Here is a 16,774-nt window from a genome sequence, read left to right on the forward strand (position 1 = left end):
GAATACATCAAAGGACTGTTTTTATGCAAAATAATGCCTTAATTGCTCATTCAGAAACTGAGTTATATGCTTGGTTGCGTTTAACCTTGGAGCCGGGTATTGGTTCTGTAGGAGCTAAGAATTTATTAGCCCGCTTTGGTTTGCCACAACAAATTTTTGAGGCAAAGTTTACGGAGTTAATGTCTATCGTGGGTGAAAAACTAGCGTTGCAATTAAGAGAGCCTTGTTCTTTAGCCATTCAAGAGCAGATTAATAAAACAGTGGAGTGGCTACAAAAAGACCCTGAGCATCATATTCTTACTTTAGCGGATAATGCTTATCCGCAGAGTTTATTAGATACCCATGATCCCCCTATTTTATTGTATCTGGATGGTCAGATAGAGGTTTTTCAGAAACAAGCGATTGCCATTGTTGGAGCAAGGCATGCTACTTTGGGTGGAGAACAAAATGCGCATGCCTTTGCTAAGTATCTTGCACAGCAAGATTGGTGCGTTATTAGTGGGTTAGCAAAAGGGATTGACGCAGCTGCTCATGAGGGGGCATTGGCCTCTGGACAGTTTGGCGCTACTATCGCAGTGATGGGTACAGGAATTAATCGTATTTATCCTGCTGAGCATCGTGATTTGGCGTGGCAGATTAAAAAAAATGGCGCTTTGATTAGTGAGTTCCCTTTGGATACGCGTTCCGCTGCACATCATTTTCCAATGCGTAATCGCATTGTGGCTGGTTTATCTCGAGGTGTCGTGGTGGTAGAGGCAGCTCAAAAAAGCGGTTCTTTAATTACCGCAAGATTGGCAGGCGACTTGGGGAAAGAGATTTTTGCCATACCGGGTTCTATCCACTCGCCATTATCGCGGGGCTGTCATCAGCTGATTCGCCAAGGCGCCAAACTCGTCGAAACAGGGCAAGATATTTTTGAGGAATTGGGGCATCCTGTGCGTGTGGCAGCACCTCAGCCAGATGAAATTTCCCAGAAGAAAGGGGATATCCCTATTGAGTTTCAGCAAATTTTGGCTATGATAGGGTTTGACCCAATAGTACCGGCCGTCTTACAAGAAAAATTAGCCATAGATGACGCACAGATGAGTCAATTATTAATCGCTATGGAATTGCAAGGGTTGATTGTTCGTTTGGTGGATGGGCGTTATCAGCAAAAACACGGCACAGCATAATTAGGAGATTATATGCAAGTATCTAAAGTAAAAATAGTAGAAGTAGGTCCTCGTGATGGATTACAAAATGAAAAAGAGTTTGTACCGACAGAAGTCAAAGTAGAGTTAATTAATCGACTGACGGATGCCGGTTTTCCCAATATTGAGGCAGCTTCTTTCGTTTCCCCTAAGTGGGTGCCGCAAATGGCGGATGGTGCAGAAGTCATGGAGCAGATTACACGCAAGCAAGGGGTTATTTACTCTGTATTGACACCTAATTTAAAAGGCTTTGAGGGGGCAGTTGCTGCTAAAGCGGATGAGGTCGTAATTTTTGGTGCAGCGAGTGAGGCGTTTTCTCAGAAAAATATTAACTGTTCCATTGCTGAGTCTATTGCACGTTTTGAGCCTGTCGCGGAGGCAGCTTTAGCACAAGGGATTCGTCTGCGTGCGAGTATTAGTACCGCATTTGGTTGTCCTTATCAAGGTGAGGTTCCTATTGACGCTGTACTTGATGTGGTTAAACGGATGAAAGCTTTAGGGGTGCAAGAGTTTGATATTGCTGATACGATTGGCGTGGGCACGGCGGGTCAAGTTTATGAGGTGATGTCTAGAGTGACCGAAATTGTGGATCCTAAGCAGGTAGCAGGTCATTTTCATGATACCTATGGTCAGGCCTTAGCAAATATTCTGTCAGCGATGCGTGCAGGTATTCAGATTTTCCATTCTTCCGTTGCGGGCTTGGGAGGCTGTCCTTATGCTAAAGGTGCAACAGGCAATGTAGCAACTGAAGATGTGCTTTATATGTTGCATGGTATGGGGATTGAAACAGGCATTAATTTGGATAAGGTAATTGAGGCAGGTGATTTTATTTCTCGACATCTGAATCGTGCCAATGCGAGTCGTGTCGGTCGTGCCATTTTAACCAAACGGGCTAATGCGGCATGTAGCTAATGCTATACTTGACGCTTTTATAGTCATAGGATAGACCTGTTATGATGATTTTTACCCCGTTGACTGCAGAGGAGCAGGCACAAATTAAAGCAACTATAGGTCGTTTGCCCATTAGTGGTGATGCTTGGCCAAAATGGGTAAAAGCGGCTGCAGTACTGATGCTAGTGGTGATTGTGATTCAAACAGGTCTGGCGATTTCAAAAGTAGGGTTTGATAGTCTTAAGAATATTGGGGGTTTGACTATTCTTATTGTATTTATTGCCTTATTGGTTATCACATACTATATGGTTAAGGCAAAAACAACCATCTCAGAAAAGGGTTTGCATCAGACATGGATTACGCAACGAGAAGTCAAATGGGAAGATGTGACGTTTGCGAAGTTTGTGCCGCTTTTAGCTTCTAAGCGCCTCGTTGTTTTTGTTAAAAAAGGCCGCCCTGTGGTATTTCAAGGCGGCACGAAGGAATTACAAATCGCTTTTGCCCATATCTCACTGCAATTTAAAAATCGCAATGTTTAAAATGCAGTGAAGAAGATAGAATAAGTCGATTATTTTTCGATAGGTTTTAAGACTAATTTCAAGTTTTTTGAAATAACATTAAGTAATAAATCGATATTCGGGTGATGGCCGACATTCTTTTTGGCCTCTTCAACGTGTTCAGCGAACCAAGTGATTCCTTGTTCTGCTGACGTGGCATTTAATTGATGGTTAAACTTCGTTGCCAGAGCATAATAAAGTTTAAGAGAGCCTAATTTGCCTTCAACAGCAGGAATATGGTGGACAGTATCACCCTTTTCATTAAGAATATCTAATCCTGATAAATGATCAATGCTTGGAAATGTGGCTAAATAATCTTTGAACTGCATAATTTCTTCCTTTGTATTCTGATAATGGCTATTTTACTACGCCCAGCGAAGGTGATCGTAGGGATATGACGCTTTAGATGGGGTCAAAGTGAGTGACTACTTCAATAATATTATGTTTCTTGGATTTTAAGCGATTACTCACGTCTAAAGCTATCTCATGAGCCTCTTTTACAGACATAGTCCCGGGGAATTCAAGGTGTACATCAATATGCGTAAAATCACCTGATTTGCGGGTGCGCAAATGATGAAATCCTGAAATACCTGGTGTGCTTATAATGGTCTGCTCAATGAGTTTGCGTTCTTCTTCATCTGTGGCATGGTCACTTAATTGATGTATAGATTTCCATGTAAACTCGCCACCCATTTTAGTAATCATAGCGCCTACAATAATAGAAGCAACAATATCTGCCCAATTGATACCCACGAGATTAGCGGCAATTGCAATTAAAACAATGAGTGAAGATAAAGCATCTGAGCGTGCATGCCATGCATTGACAATTAACATAGAGGAGTCTACCTTCTTACCGACAGCGAGTAAATAGCGAAAAAGAAGCTCTTTGGCAATTAAGACGATGCCGGCGACGATTAACGCCGAATAGTGAATTGCAGGGAGATTTGCCGTGCCACTTAGTAAGCGTTCGCCACCATTCCAAATCATGCTGACACCTACCGCGAGTAAAAGTAAACCAATAAAAAGACTGGCAATATTTTCAAAGCGATAATGCCCATAGGGATGACTTTCATCGGCAGGTGAGTCTGAGAATTTATTTGCAATGAGTACCGCAAAGTCTGACACTAAATCTGATAGAGAATGGATGGCATCTGAAATTAAGGCGGTGGAGGCGGAGAAAATGCCAATAATAATTTGTGCAATACTGAGTAGTAAATTCACTATCACACTCACCCAAGTGGATTTGGATGCCGCACGTTTACGTGCTAGGGCTAAATTGTCTTGGTGGACGGGAATGCTTTCCATCGTTGAAGTCCTTTTTACCTCTGTTGTATTGAGAGATGGTTACTTTATATATTTATAATGCATTAATCCTTAAGGAAGTCTTAAAATTGAGGAAAAGTGAAGATTTAGTAATGTAGAATTATTCTCAGTTTATAAAAAAGATTTGATGTATCTTTGCCACGATGAGAGTAAGGATACTTTAGTAAGAGAAGAATGATGAAAAAGTTAAAAGTGGTATTTGCAGGAACACCAGAGTTTGCACGCTTAGCTTATAAAGCGATTCTTGAAGCAGATTTTGAGGTGCCTCTAGTGATGACTCAGCCAGATCGTCCAGCAGGAAGGGGGATGAAGTTACAGGCGAGTCCTGTTAAACAAGAGGCTTTAGCACAAGGTGTAGAGGTATTACAACCGTTAAGTTTACGTTTAGATGGTAAGTATCCCGAGGATGCAGCTTATGCAAAAGGCGTATTAGAAGCTATACAGCCCGATGTGATGGTCGTTGCTGCTTATGGACTGATTTTGCCCCAATGGGTGTTAGATTTGCCAAAATATGGTTGTTTAAATATTCATGCAAGTCTATTACCGCGTTGGCGGGGCGCTGCACCTATTCAACGTGCTATTGAGGCAGGTGATGCTGAAACCGGGGTTGGCATTATGCAAATGGCGATTGGTTTGGATACCGGCGATGTATTACTTGAAAAGCGTGTGGCGATTGTGGAGCAAACAGCGGCCGAATTACATGATCAATTAGCAGAGTTAGGTGCGCAAGCGATTGTGGAGGTATTACATCAAATCGGTCAATTACCAGCTATTCCTCAGCCAGAAGAGGGGGTGACTTATGCCGCTAAATTAGAAAAAGCCGAAGGTCATTTACGTTGGGATATGGATACGGTGACATTATGGCGTAAAATTCGTGCTTTTAATCCAGTGCCGGGGGTTGTGCTGCCGTTGGCAGGTTTAGCAGAGCCAGTCAAAGTCTGGCGTGCACAAGTGTTGAGTACAGAATCGAAAGCGGAGGCAGGTACTGTGTTAGCGGCTAGCGCAGACGGTATTGATGTGGCGACGGCTAATGGCGTATTGCGTATTCTGGAGTTGCAAAAAGCAGGAGGTAAACGCCAGTTAGCTAAAGATTTTGTGAATGGTTATAAGCGTTAAGTATTGTTGTACCCGTTTATTTTTGTAGCGCTATAGTGTCAAAAGGATAAGCCCCAGTTTTATATGACTGAGGCTTGTTTTTTATGGAGTGACCCGCAACGATTTATAGGGCGCGAATGATATCTGCATATAAATCATATTCATCAGCATCGGTCACGATGGCACGCACTATCTCGCCAACTTTGACAGGGATTTCTTTGTCTAAGTAAACCAAACCATCAATTTCTGGTGCATCAGCGCTGGAGCGTCCGATAGGGAAACCTTCTTCATCAATTTCATCAATGATGACATCGATTTCTTTACCGATTTTTAGTTGTAAACGTGCAGCGGAGATGGCTTGTTGGTGTGCCATAAAACGCTCCCAGCGATCTTGTTTGACCTCTTCGGGAACTTGGTCTGGAAGGTCATTGGCACTCGCTCCTTCGACATCAGAGTATTTAAAACAGCCGACACGGTCCAATTGAGCTTCTGTCAGCCAGTCTAAAAGGTATTGGAAGTCCTCTTCGGTCTCTCCCGGAAAGCCAACAATAAAGGTTGAACGAATCGTAAGGTCTGGGCAAATTTCTCGCCATTGTTTAATACGAGCGAGAGTTTTATCCTCAAAAGCAGGGCGCTTCATGAGTTTGAGAATCTTTGGACTAGCGTGTTGGAAAGGAATATCTAAATACGGTAATACCTTACCTTCTGCCATGAGAGGGATAATATTATCGACATTTGGGTATGGGTAGACATAGTGTAAGCGTACCCATACGCCCATAGAGCCTAGAGCCTCTGCTAGTGAAATCATATTGGTTTTGAGAGGGCGACCGTCCCAGAAACCGCTACGGTATTTAATATCTACACCATAGGCGCTGGTATCTTGAGAAATCACTAATAATTCTTTTACTCCCGCTTTAACAAGACGTTGCGCTTCGTCCATCACTTCGCCAATAGGACGGCTGACAAGAATACCTCGCATAGAAGGGATAATGCAGAAACTGCAGTGGTGATTACACCCTTCGGAAATTTTAAGATAAGCGTAATGGCGAGGGGTAAGTTTAATACCTTGAGGAGGTACTAAATCGACAAAGGGATCGTGGTCTTTTTTAGGGGGAACGACGTTATGGACAGCACGTACGACTTCTTCGTATTGCTGAGGGCCGCTGACAGAAAGTACGCTTGGATGTACTTCGCGAATAGTATTTTCTTCTACTCCCATACAACCCGTAACGATAACTTTACCATTTTCCGCTAAAGCCTCACCGATAGCGTCTAGTGACTCTGCTTTGGCACTATCAATAAAACCACAGGTATTGACCACAACGACATCTGCACCTTCATAAGAAGGAGAAACTTCATAGCCCTCCATACGTAATTGGGTGAGGATACGTTCAGAGTCAACCAATGCTTTAGGGCAACCTAAGCTGACAAAACCGACTTTAGGGGTAGACATAGCAAACCTTTAAAAATAAATTGATTGGGCAATATTTTAGCAGATTGTTATCAGCGCTTTATTTGTTAAACTAAGGGGGATTTAATAGCGTAAGAAAAATTGTGATTACTCCTAAATTATCGGATGTTTTATTTCAGTCGGCACAAGCCGTTCGTCAAGTATTGGCGGGTCAATCCTTAACGGAGGCTTTAGAAAGCACGCCCAAAGAACAAAAGGCTGCAGTACAGTCGATTAGCTTTTATTGCATGCGTCATTTGGCGACTGCCCAAGCATTGAGTCAGCAGTTATTGAGTAAAAAAGCACCTAACCCCTTAGTTAATGCTTTGCTCTTGGTCAGCTTATGTCTATTGACGGTAGCTCGTCGTCCTATGCCAGAGGGAGAGTTGGTGCATAGTATTCCGCAATACCAAGACTTTACGATTGTGGATCAAACCATCAAAGCAACACAATTACATAAAAAAACAGCCGCTTTTAAAGGTTTACTCAATGCATGCTTGCGACGTTATTTACGAGAGCAAGAAACTTTGTGGGCTACTGTACAGCAATCCGAGGAGGTTCAGTTTAACTATCCGCAATGGTGGATTAATCTGATTCGAAAGAGCTATCCAACAAAATGGGAAAGTTTATTAAAAGTCGCCGATTTCCCTGGTCCCTTAAGTTTACGTGTGAATCGACGTAAAACCAGTCGGGAGAGTTTTTCTCAGCAGTTGAATGCAGCGAATATATCCCATCAACTTTATGGAGAAGACGCTATCATTCTAGATAAAGCTGTGCCCGTTCAACAGATTCCCGGGTTTGAACAAGGGTTATGTGCCGTACAAGATGCGGGTGCACAGTTAACGGCTAGTCTATTGCCTTTACGGGATGGTATGCGAGTCTTGGATGCTTGTGCTGCTCCAGGAGGAAAAACAGCCCATCTGCTTGAGAGAGCCGATATACAAATGACAGCTATCGATATTGAGCCTAAGCGTTTGGCAAGGGTAGCAGAGAATTTACATCATCTTGGGTTATTTAGTGATAAGGTACGTTTATTGCAAGCAGATGCCGCAACAACGCAGCCGTGGTGGGACGGTGAGTTATTTGATGTTGTGATGGCAGATGTGCCTTGTACCGCATCAGGTATTGTGCGTCGTCACCCTGATATAAAATGGTTGCGCCAAGAGAAAGATGTGGCTAAAACGGCAGCATTACAGCGAATGATTGTCAAAAACCTATGGTCAGTTTTAAAACCCGGAGGTTATTTTCTTTATATTACGTGTTCTATTTTTCCGCAAGAAGGGATAGAGCAAGCGGCATTTATTCAACAGACCTTTAGCGATGCGACAATGCTAGCAGCACCGGGACAATTATTGCCTGAGATAACCACAGGGAATTTGCGTCCTTTACATGATGGGTTCTTCTATGCTTTATTTCAAAAAGCTGTGGTGTAGATACTTTATTTTCTTAGCCTTGCTGTGGATAAATCTAATGGTTTTTATCATGCCGGCAAAGGCAGCGTTATCGTCACAGGCTAATTTTCGTACTGTAGAGATGACTGTACAAGAAGCTACAAAGGGTAATTTGGCCTTTGAGCTAGATTTATTATTGAGTGATGAGCTTAACGTCGCCTTACATAAAGGGATGCCTTTATTTTTTACCCTAGATGTACAGTTAAAACGTCCTCGGCAATGGTGGTTTGATCAAATCGTTTATGAGGGTTCTCGAACATTAGGTATTCGCTACAATATGTTGTTACGTGAATGGCGTGTTTCGCAAGATGAGCGTGAGTATCGAGAATTTTCCTTGGAAGATGCTTTGCAGCGGATTACCAAGGTGGATGATTGGGTGATTCCATTTAAACAAACTCTTATGAATCAGACAGTTTATGAGGGTAAGATTCGCTTAAGATTAGATACCTCCCTATTAGCGAGACCTTTTCAGATAACCGCACTCAATAATAGTAGTGCATGGTCATTTTCATCATCATGGAAAAATTTCAACTTTCATTCTTTGGTAGCAAAGCCCAATTCATAGTGAAATGGACCTTGCGGGTCAGTCTATTTATTGCTGTTATCGCAGTCTTTGTATTATTGGCATTGCTGATTGGTTCGGCAGGGAATACCTCACGATTTGCAGAGCAATTTGATATCTTATTATTGCTCAATGGTGTTTTGGCTCTGGCACTTTTTATCTGGGTCTTTAGTCTGGTATTAGGTTTATTAAAACAAGTACGTAAGAAGAAGTTTGGAGCAAAACTCACTTCTCGGTTTGCCTTTTTCTTTGCTGTGATTGCCATTGTGCCGGGGGTGATTATTTATTTGTTATCGGTACAGTTTATGTCACGATCAGTAGAGTCGTGGTTTAACGTTAAAGTCGATAGTGCGCTGGAGTCTGGTTTAACGCTAGGACAAGCTTCATTAGATACGATGCGAGAAGACTTGTTGTCGGCAACTCGTCGTTTGGCCATTAATTTAGGTAATGTAGACGATATGGAGTTGCCTGCGGCATTGACCCGTTTACGTGAAGATAGTCAAAATACAGACGTATTGGTATTCGCAGCCAATGGTACAAAAGTAGTGGCATTTGCCTCATCAACGTTTGGTTCTTTATTACCTCAACTGCCATCGGCAAATTTATTGAGTCAATTGCGTTTATCGCGTCAATATGCGGGTGTTGAGGAGGTGGTTTCTGAAGAGGGGGGACGCGAACGTCCTCAGTATCAGTTAAGGATTATTGTGCCTTTATTTACGAGTAGTCGTCTTGATACGAATTTAACTGGCACAACCGAACCACATTGGTTGCAATTAACCAAGATGGTTCCTGAAGCATTTTCCAATAACCTCAACGAGGTACAAATGGGTTATCGTAACTATGAGGAACTTGCTTTGTCGCGAGGAGGTATCCGACAATTATTTACGATTACATTGACGATGGCCTTGTTATTAACAGTCTTTGCCTCGTTAGGGATTGCGTTATGGTTAGCAAAACGTTTGGTTGAGCCTCTCCTTACCTTAGCAGAGGGGACACAAGCGGTGGCTGCAGGAGACTATCGTCAAATTCCCGAACCTAAACAAAGTGATGAGGTAGGACAATTAAGTCGTTCCTTTAACTTGATGACATCTCAATTAGAGGAAGCACGTTGTCAGGTACAAAATAATCGCTTGAAACTTGAGCAATCGAATTTGTATCTAGAAAGTATTCTTGCTGGTTTGACGACAGGGGTTATCGTGTTAGACCAGTTATTTAATGTAGTGCGGGTGAATAAAGGTGCTCAGACAATTTTGCACGATGATTTGAGTGATGTGATGGGTAAGTCTTTGGATGTTAAAGCACATTTACAAGCCTTTAATCAGCTGATTCGACGAGCATTTGCCGCCCATATAGCGGTAGGTTCTACACGTCAATATTGGCAAGAGCAGATTGAGTTGCAACATGAAGATGAACAAGGTCATCAGCGTGAGTTAACCTTATTGTTAAGGGGAACACATTTGCGACATGATGATAATAAGTTGAATTATCTTCTCGTATTTGATGATATTTCTGAGGTTATTTCGGCAAACCGTGCTGTGGCGTGGGGAGAGGTGGCACGTCGCCTTGCACATGAGATTAAAAATCCCCTCACGCCTATTCAATTATCGGCAGAGAGGATTCAAATGAAACTTTCTCCGAAATTGGATGAGCAAGATAGCCAGTTCTTGGACCGTCTAACCAATACGATTGTGAATCAAGTGTTTTCTCTCAAAACGATGGTGGATGACTTCCGTGAATATGCACGTACTCCTCCAGCGCAATTCCAAGAAGTGAATGTCAATGAGTTAATCACTGATATTGCTGTACTCTATGGTTGGACACCAGAGGGTAATGAGGAGGAATTGCTTTATCGACAATTGAAATTGGAGTTAGATCCTAATCTGCCGTTGGTGCAAGCGGATACTACACAGTTACGACAAGTCTTTAATAATTTATTATCTAATGCACGGGATGCGATGGAGGGATTGGCACTCTCTGGTAGTGATCCGGGTATTACCATTCAGACACAATGTACTTATATTGAGGACTCTTTAACAGACAATAGTCCAGCCGTACATATTGTGATTAAGGATAGAGGTCCGGGCTTTCCTTCCAATATTTTGCAAAAGGTTTTTGAGCCATATGTCACAACTAAACCGCACGGAACAGGTTTGGGATTAGCCATTGTTCGAAAAATAGTGGAAGAACATCACGGTAAAATTGAGGTCTCCAATATGCCAGAGGGTGGCGCTAAGATTTCCATTCTTTTATCGCGAATAGTGAAAAAATAATAAAACCCTTTGTTATAATCAAAAAAACAACACTTTTATATTTATCTAATGTGTTGAGTTTGTTAGTTAAGCTGTTTAATTTTATAGGCAGGTAATCATATGGCCAGAATCCTGGTAGTAGACGACGAAATTGGCATTCGTGAGCTTTTACAAGAAATTTTGTATGAGCAAGGACATACTGTTGAGTTGGCAGAAAATGTCGCTCAAGCACGTGCAGCACGTTTGAATAGTCGTCCTGATTTAGTATTACTCGATATTTGGATGCCAGATGCAGACGGGGTGAGTTTGCTACGAGAGTGGAACTCACAGGGTTTACTAGATATGCCAGTTGTCATGATGAGTGGTCATGCGACCTTGGATACGGCTGTTGAGGCAACACGTATTGGTGCAGCGGATTTCTTAGAAAAACCAATTACCTTAAATAAGCTACTAACAACGGTTCAACAAGTTTTACAACGCCCGATTGTGCGTCCAGCGGCATCAACAACAGGTAGTTTTGTGGCACCAACCTCAGTAGTGACAGCGAATACAGCAAATACTGTAGCGGTTAGACCTGTGGTTGCAACTCCAGTCATGTCGCATGCACCTACGTCAGTATCTGCGGTACAGACGAACCCATCAGTATCTGTGGGGACAGAGGACGTTTCTCGTAGTGGTTTCTTGGGGTCTATTCCTTTGGATCAGCCTCTGCGCGATGCACGAGATGAGTTTGAGCGCGTGTACTTCGAATATCATTTACAACGTGAGAATCACAGTATGACGCGAGTATCCGAAAAAACAGGCTTAGAGCGTACACACTTGTACCGCAAGCTACGCCAATTAGGTATTGATTCTCGTCGTCGTAGTTCATAATACACCATGAAAATCCTGCTGATAGGGGCAGGGCGAGTAGGCTCAAGTGTAGCCGAAAACCTTGTGTCTGAGAAAAACGATATCACTATTGTTGATACGAATAAAGAGCAGTTGAGTTACCTGCAAGAACGCTTTGATTTACGAGCGGTTTATGGAGATGGTGCATCGCCTGAGGTGCTGATGCAGGCAGGTGCAGATGATGCGGATTTAATTGTCGCCTGTGCAGCGACGGATGCTGTCAATCTAGTCGCCTGTAAACTTGCTAAAGATATGTTTAATGTCCCTCGCCGTATTTCTCGCGTGAGAGGGCAATATTATGCAGAACATCCAGATATTCTTTCTGAGCATTTTGGTGTAGATGCGATTATCAGTCCAGAAAATAGTGTTACCCAGTATCTACAAGGACTCATTGAATTCCCAGATGCCTTGCAAGTCGTCAACTTTGCCGATGGTAAAGTGAGTATTGCGATTATTAAGATTAGCAAGCGTAGTACATTGTTAGACTATCAAATTGATGAGAATCATCTTAATTTGCCACAAAGTCGTGGGCGTATTTTAGAGTTAGTGCGTAATGGTGAGTCTTTACCTTTAGATCGGTTATTTAATCTTAAAGTCGATGATGAGCTGGTCCTATCTATGGATACCACAGAGGCTTTAAAGGCGATTGCACGTCTTAATCGCGCTAATAAACGTGTGCGGTCTGTGATGATTGCTGGCGGAGGGAATATCGGTGCTCGTCTAGCAGCCTCACTAGCCAGAGCTGACTATAATGTACGTATTATTGAGAAAAACCTCGATCGTTGTAAGCATTTGGCCTCTATTTTGCCAGAAGAGGTATTAGTGCTTCATGGCAATGGTACTGATGAGTCTTTACTGGTCAGTGAAAATATTGATGAGATGGATACATGGGTGGCCGTTACCAATGATGATGAAGACAATATTATGTCGTCATTATTGGCCAAACGCTTAGGTGCGCATAAAGTCATTGCCTTGATTGCACGACATGCCTATGGTGAATTAATGCAAGGTAGCATGATTGATGTCGCCGTATCACCATCACAAGCCACGATTGGTGCCTTATTACACGAGGTACGCCAAGGTGCTATTGTACGAGGACATCGTTTGCGCCGCGGTGAGGCAGAGGTGATTGAATTTGAAGTCGTGGGTGATGAAAAGAGCTCCAATGTTGTGGGTAAAGCGGTCGAAGATATTCGCCTCCCATCCTCTTCACAAATTGCTGCGATTTTGCGGGATAGCGAAATTATTATTCCCAAAAACGATACAGTCATTCAAAGTGGCGATCATGTTATTGTCTATGCCGCTAATCGTAATGTGATGAAACGGATTGAGAAGTTGTTCCAAGTCTCTCTCTTATTCTTCTAGAGGACTGACGACGGTGAAGCGTTTCTTATATATCGCACATGCATTGGGCTTAGTTACTATTTTCTGGTCAGCGATTCTTTTTTTACCGTATGCTTTTTCACTTTATTATCAAGATGGTTGGGATAAGAATTTCCTTTATGCGATTGGTATCACCGCAAGCGTAGGTCTTTTTTTATTCTTAGTGGGATTTCCTTTTAAACGAGAGCTGCGGTTAAAAGATGGCCTATTACTGGTATTTTCGGTGTGGTTATTATTCCCCGCTATTGGTACGTTGCCCTTTATGTTGCCTTACCATCCCGGGGAATTTACCTTGGATTTCACGCGTGCCTATTATGAGGTAATGTCGGGTCTGACGACGACGGGATCGACGGTAATTGCGGATGTAACTGACTTACCTAAATCGATTAATGCTTGGCGACATTCGTTGATTTGGGTGGGTGGTATGGGTATCCTTGTCCTAGCAGTGGCTATTCTGCCTTTATTAGGTGTGGGTGGACATCAGGTGATGCGAGGAGAGGCGGCCGGTCCGATGAAAGAGGAAAAACTAACACCTCGGATTGCTGGTACAGCGAAAGCACTTTATGCAATTTATATTGGTAGCACATTGCTATGTGTCTTATGTTATCGTTGGGCAGGTTTAAGTTGGTTTGATGCATGGTGCCATGCGGGCTCGACAATGGGCTTAGGTGGTTTTTCAACCTATACCAATGGTTATGCAGATATCAATAAACCAGCCGTCGAGTGGGTGGCTTGTATTTTTATGTTATTTGCGGGGATTAACTTTGCTACACACTTCACCGCCTTCAGAACGCGAAGTTTAAAAGCGTACAAATACTGTCCAGAGGCATTACCTTTCCTAACGGTTGTATTGAGTAGTGCGTTTCTTATTAGTGTGTACCTCTTTTTATCGGGGTATTACACTTCGGTCAATAATGCTTTCCGTTATGGCTTTTTTAATACCATCTCCTTAGCGACGACAACGGGATTTGCTAATGCAGATTATTCTTTATGGCCGATTGCCTTACCGATTTGGATGTTAGTGATTGGTAATTTTTCCAGTTCTGCAGGTTCAACAGGTGGTGGTGTCAAAATGATTCGTATGGTCATTTTGTTCAAACAGATTGGGATTGAACTGAAAAAGCTGATTCATCCGCATGGCGTATTTCCGTTAAAAGTAAAAAGACGCTTAATTAATCGCTCTGTCATTTCAGCGATTTTATTATTTTTAATCGTGTATGCGGGCACTTTTATGTTTTGTGCTGCGTTATTACTCATTAGTGGCTTGGATTACGATACAGCCGTATCAGCGGCATTAGCGAGTATTAGTAATATTGGGCCAGCCTTAGGTGAGGTGGGGCCTATGAGCAATTATGGTGTACTTAATGATTTTGCCATTTGGGTTTGTACCTTTGCGATGTTAATTGGTCGTTTGGAACTCTTTACGGTGATGATTATTTTTGCACCAGAGTTCTGGCGTAAATAAGTCCATCATCTTGGTGCGGAGAAAGAATCGTCCATCAGGGTGAGACTATACCTTCTTTTAGACAGCCCCTTCAAACCCTACTTGTCGCCATGCATCATAAATCGTAATTGCCACGGCATTGGAGAGATTAAGGCTACGAGAGTTAGCTTGCATAGGTAAGCGAATCGCTGCATCCAAGCCTATCAATTCCCATTCTTCAGGTTTTAAGCCAGCAGTTTCTCGACCAAAAATAAAGCAGTCACCTTTCTGAAATGGTACCTCGCCAATTCGAGTTTTACCTTTTGTGGAGATAGCGAATACGCGGTCTTTACTGGCTCCTGTTGCTGCAATTGCCTCACTTAATGAGTCGTGCACTTTGAGGGAAGCATATTCATGATAGTCCAAACCCGCACGACGAAGACGTTTGTCGTCCAATGAAAATACAAAAGGACGTACGAGATGGAGTTGAACTCCTGTATTGGCAGAAAGACGGATGATATTGCCTGTATTGGCAGGCATTTCAGGCGAAACAAGAATAATATGAAACATAATTAAAAGGGTTTGGCTGAGCGAGCAATGACAATGGCATCTACTTGCTTCACTCCTGCACTCATTAAGGCTCTGGCAGCGCTTTCTAATGTACTACCTGTCGTTAGAATATCATCGACCAAGATAACTCTGTCGATGGGTAGACGACGTTGAGCATAGTACAACTGACTGCTATGGAGAAACCTATCGTGACGGTGGAGTGACTTTTGCAAATAAGCCGATTCATGACGTCGTAAAATTGTTAAATCTACGTCACATTGTAATTTCTTTGCTAGTGCTTTGGCAAATATACCTGCTGGATTGTAGTTCCTTTTTTGTAGTTGTAATCGACTGCTTGGAATGGGAATGAGTAGACTATCTGTGGTAATGGCGTTATGGTGATGTTGAGTTAGCTGTTCAGCAAAGAGATGGGCAAAATTATTAGCCAAGTGTGGTTGTTTGGCATTTTTAAAGCGTAATACGAGAGAATCAAGTGGAGGGACATAGTCAAAAAGATGGTAAATACGCTGTAGACTTAGACGATGATTGTGGCAATTGGGGCAAGGACTATGGTTTGGTAAAGCAAGTAAACAATGTGGACACCGATAAGGGTATTGCTGTTGCGAAAGTATATTGTCATGGCAACTAGTACAAAACTGTGCTAAGCGAGCAGAACATCCACAAAGAGGACATGGTGCTGTGAGGCTATTTGCCCATTTTTTTAACATAGTTCCCTCATCCACTAGAAAAATTAGAAAAGACACTACAATAAAGCTTACGCATAAAGTTGGTCTATGCCTAGAGGGCTGGATAAAAGTAGCCTAGTATCAAGGAAAGTATGATGAGCCAAAAACCGCAATCATTAGCGATTAACTCACGTCATGTCGCATTACAATTTGCTCGTCGTCCCTCATTGCAAGGGGCGCGTTTTGTATTAGATGAAATCGCACAAAGAATGATAGAGCGTTTGCAATATATTCGTATCACACCTACAAAAATCCTTGATATGGGGTGTGGTCCCGGCTTGCGAGTTGAGGCATTGCAGAACCTATACCCCAAAGCGAGCTATCTAGGGATAGATAGTTGTGAAACCTTTATTCAAGAGGCTCAATCAAAGTATACGGCTCGGGGCTTAGACATCCTATGGAAAAAATTTAATGCGCAAAAAACGCCAGAGTTCTTATTAAAGGATATGGCGACCACAGAACTTGCGCCGGAAAGTGCGGAGATGATTTGGTCTAATTTGGCTTTACATTGGCATCCGTCACCTGAGCAAGTGATGTTGGAATGGCGTCGATTATTGAAGGTTGGCGGTCTCTGTATGTTCTCCTGTTTTGGTCCACATACCTTTATTGAACTAAGAGAGGCCGTGACTCGGGCAGGGATACAAACGGCGATGATGCCTTTTGTGGATATGCATGATTTTGGCGATATTATGTTAGAAAATGGTTTTGTCGACCCCGTTATGGATCAAGAGATGATTACGTTGACGTATAAAACTCCCGAAAAACTCTTAGCCGATGTGTATCAGTTAGGAGGTAATCCGAGCATAGGACGTATGGGTGGTTTACGAGGTCGTCAGTGGTACCAGAAATTATTAAACGGGATTGAGCAGGGGCGTAAAGCGGATGGCTTGTTGCACCTTACCCTTGAAATTGCCTATGGACATGCTTGGCGTAGTGGTATGGTGAAGGGGGCTGCAGGGGAAACCCGAATCTCTTTATCTGCTATTGGTGGTCGTCGTTAAACTCTATTTATCA

The 16,774-nt window shown here is 42.7% G+C and carries 16 protein-coding genes; 11 read left to right on the forward strand and 5 right to left on the reverse strand.

Annotation, left to right across the window (positions count from 1 at the left end; translation table 11 throughout):
* Window positions 1-23 precede the first annotated feature (23 nt).
* From dprA to HKX39_RS00515, 3 genes are read left to right on the forward strand one after another with little or no spacing between them, the layout of a single operon-like run.
* Entirely contained in the window at window positions 24-1,172 is a 1,149-nt protein-coding gene (dprA, locus tag HKX39_RS00505) for a DNA-processing protein DprA (RefSeq protein WP_171679362.1), read from the forward strand.
* A gap of 12 nt (window positions 1,173-1,184) precedes the next feature.
* Window positions 1,185-2,102, forward strand: coding sequence for a hydroxymethylglutaryl-CoA lyase (locus HKX39_RS00510; RefSeq protein WP_171679363.1), 918 nt, complete (start codon window positions 1,185-1,187; stop codon window positions 2,100-2,102).
* A 41-nt stretch (window positions 2,103-2,143) separates the two neighbouring features.
* Window positions 2,144-2,620: a hypothetical protein gene (locus tag HKX39_RS00515; protein WP_171679364.1), complete on the forward strand. Its 477-nt coding sequence runs from the start codon at window positions 2,144-2,146 to the stop codon at window positions 2,618-2,620.
* A 29-nt stretch (window positions 2,621-2,649) separates the two neighbouring features.
* On the opposite strand, the gene HKX39_RS00520 is transcribed toward HKX39_RS00515, so the two are convergent.
* Window positions 2,650-2,967, reverse strand: a complete 318-nt coding sequence (locus tag HKX39_RS00520) for a DUF2322 family protein (RefSeq protein ID WP_171679365.1) — start codon at window positions 2,965-2,967, stop codon at window positions 2,650-2,652.
* 73 nt (window positions 2,968-3,040) lie between these two features.
* Window positions 3,041-3,943, reverse strand: coding sequence for a cation diffusion facilitator family transporter (locus HKX39_RS00525; protein WP_171679366.1), 903 nt, complete (start codon window positions 3,941-3,943; stop codon window positions 3,041-3,043).
* Window positions 3,944-4,138: 195 nt separating this feature from the next.
* Here HKX39_RS00525 and fmt point away from each other — a divergent pair, with 195 nt between their 5' ends.
* The gene (fmt, locus tag HKX39_RS00530) at window positions 4,139-5,077 is read left to right on the forward strand and encodes a methionyl-tRNA formyltransferase (protein ID WP_171679869.1); all 939 of its coding nucleotides are present in this window, start codon (window positions 4,139-4,141) and stop codon (window positions 5,075-5,077) included.
* 103 nt (window positions 5,078-5,180) lie between these two features.
* Here fmt and rimO read toward each other — a convergent pair whose 3' ends face one another.
* Complete coding sequence (gene rimO / locus HKX39_RS00535) at window positions 5,181-6,509, reverse strand: 30S ribosomal protein S12 methylthiotransferase RimO (protein WP_171679367.1); 1,329 nt, start codon at window positions 6,507-6,509, stop codon at window positions 5,181-5,183.
* Between the two features lie 101 nt (window positions 6,510-6,610).
* On the opposite strand from rimO, the gene rsmB reads away from it, so the two are divergent.
* The 6 genes from rsmB to HKX39_RS00565 all read left to right on the forward strand — a co-directional run bounded on the left by rsmB (window position 6,611) and on the right by HKX39_RS00565 (window position 14,507).
* Window positions 6,611-7,939, forward strand: a complete 1,329-nt coding sequence (gene rsmB / locus HKX39_RS00540; RefSeq protein ID WP_343043399.1) for a 16S rRNA (cytosine(967)-C(5))-methyltransferase RsmB — start codon at window positions 6,611-6,613, stop codon at window positions 7,937-7,939.
* Between the two features lie 37 nt (window positions 7,940-7,976).
* Entirely contained in the window at window positions 7,977-8,522 is a 546-nt protein-coding gene (locus HKX39_RS00545) for a DUF4390 domain-containing protein (RefSeq protein ID WP_171679368.1), read from the forward strand.
* Window positions 8,474-10,789 (forward strand): sensor histidine kinase, encoded by a 2,316-nt coding sequence (locus tag HKX39_RS00550; RefSeq protein ID WP_171679369.1) that lies wholly within the window; start codon window positions 8,474-8,476, stop codon window positions 10,787-10,789. Before HKX39_RS00545 ends, HKX39_RS00550 begins: the two co-directional genes overlap by 49 nt.
* 99 nt (window positions 10,790-10,888) lie before the next feature.
* On the forward strand, window positions 10,889-11,641 hold the full coding sequence (locus HKX39_RS00555; RefSeq protein WP_171679370.1) for a response regulator: 753 nt from the start codon (window positions 10,889-10,891) through the stop codon (window positions 11,639-11,641).
* A 6-nt stretch (window positions 11,642-11,647) separates the two neighbouring features.
* Window positions 11,648-13,024 (forward strand): Trk system potassium transporter TrkA, encoded by a 1,377-nt coding sequence (gene trkA, locus HKX39_RS00560; RefSeq protein WP_171679371.1) that lies wholly within the window; start codon window positions 11,648-11,650, stop codon window positions 13,022-13,024.
* A 13-nt stretch (window positions 13,025-13,037) separates the two neighbouring features.
* Window positions 13,038-14,507: a potassium transporter TrkG gene (locus tag HKX39_RS00565; protein WP_171679372.1), complete on the forward strand. Its 1,470-nt coding sequence runs from the start codon at window positions 13,038-13,040 to the stop codon at window positions 14,505-14,507.
* Between the two features lie 57 nt (window positions 14,508-14,564).
* Here HKX39_RS00565 and HKX39_RS00570 read toward each other — a convergent pair whose 3' ends face one another.
* Window positions 14,565-15,035 (reverse strand): tRNA (cytidine(34)-2'-O)-methyltransferase, encoded by a 471-nt coding sequence (locus tag HKX39_RS00570; protein ID WP_171679373.1) that lies wholly within the window; start codon window positions 15,033-15,035, stop codon window positions 14,565-14,567.
* A gap of 2 nt (window positions 15,036-15,037) precedes the next feature.
* Complete coding sequence (locus HKX39_RS00575) at window positions 15,038-15,742, reverse strand: ComF family protein (RefSeq protein WP_171679374.1); 705 nt, start codon at window positions 15,740-15,742, stop codon at window positions 15,038-15,040.
* A gap of 110 nt (window positions 15,743-15,852) precedes the next feature.
* Between HKX39_RS00575 and HKX39_RS00580 the strand changes: the two genes are divergently transcribed.
* Complete coding sequence (locus tag HKX39_RS00580) at window positions 15,853-16,761, forward strand: methyltransferase domain-containing protein (protein ID WP_246225941.1); 909 nt, start codon at window positions 15,853-15,855, stop codon at window positions 16,759-16,761.
* Window positions 16,762-16,774 lie beyond the last annotated feature (13 nt).

The organism is Pelistega suis (assembly GCF_013133795.1).
GTDB lineage: Bacteria > Pseudomonadota > Gammaproteobacteria > Burkholderiales > Burkholderiaceae_B > Taylorella > Taylorella suis.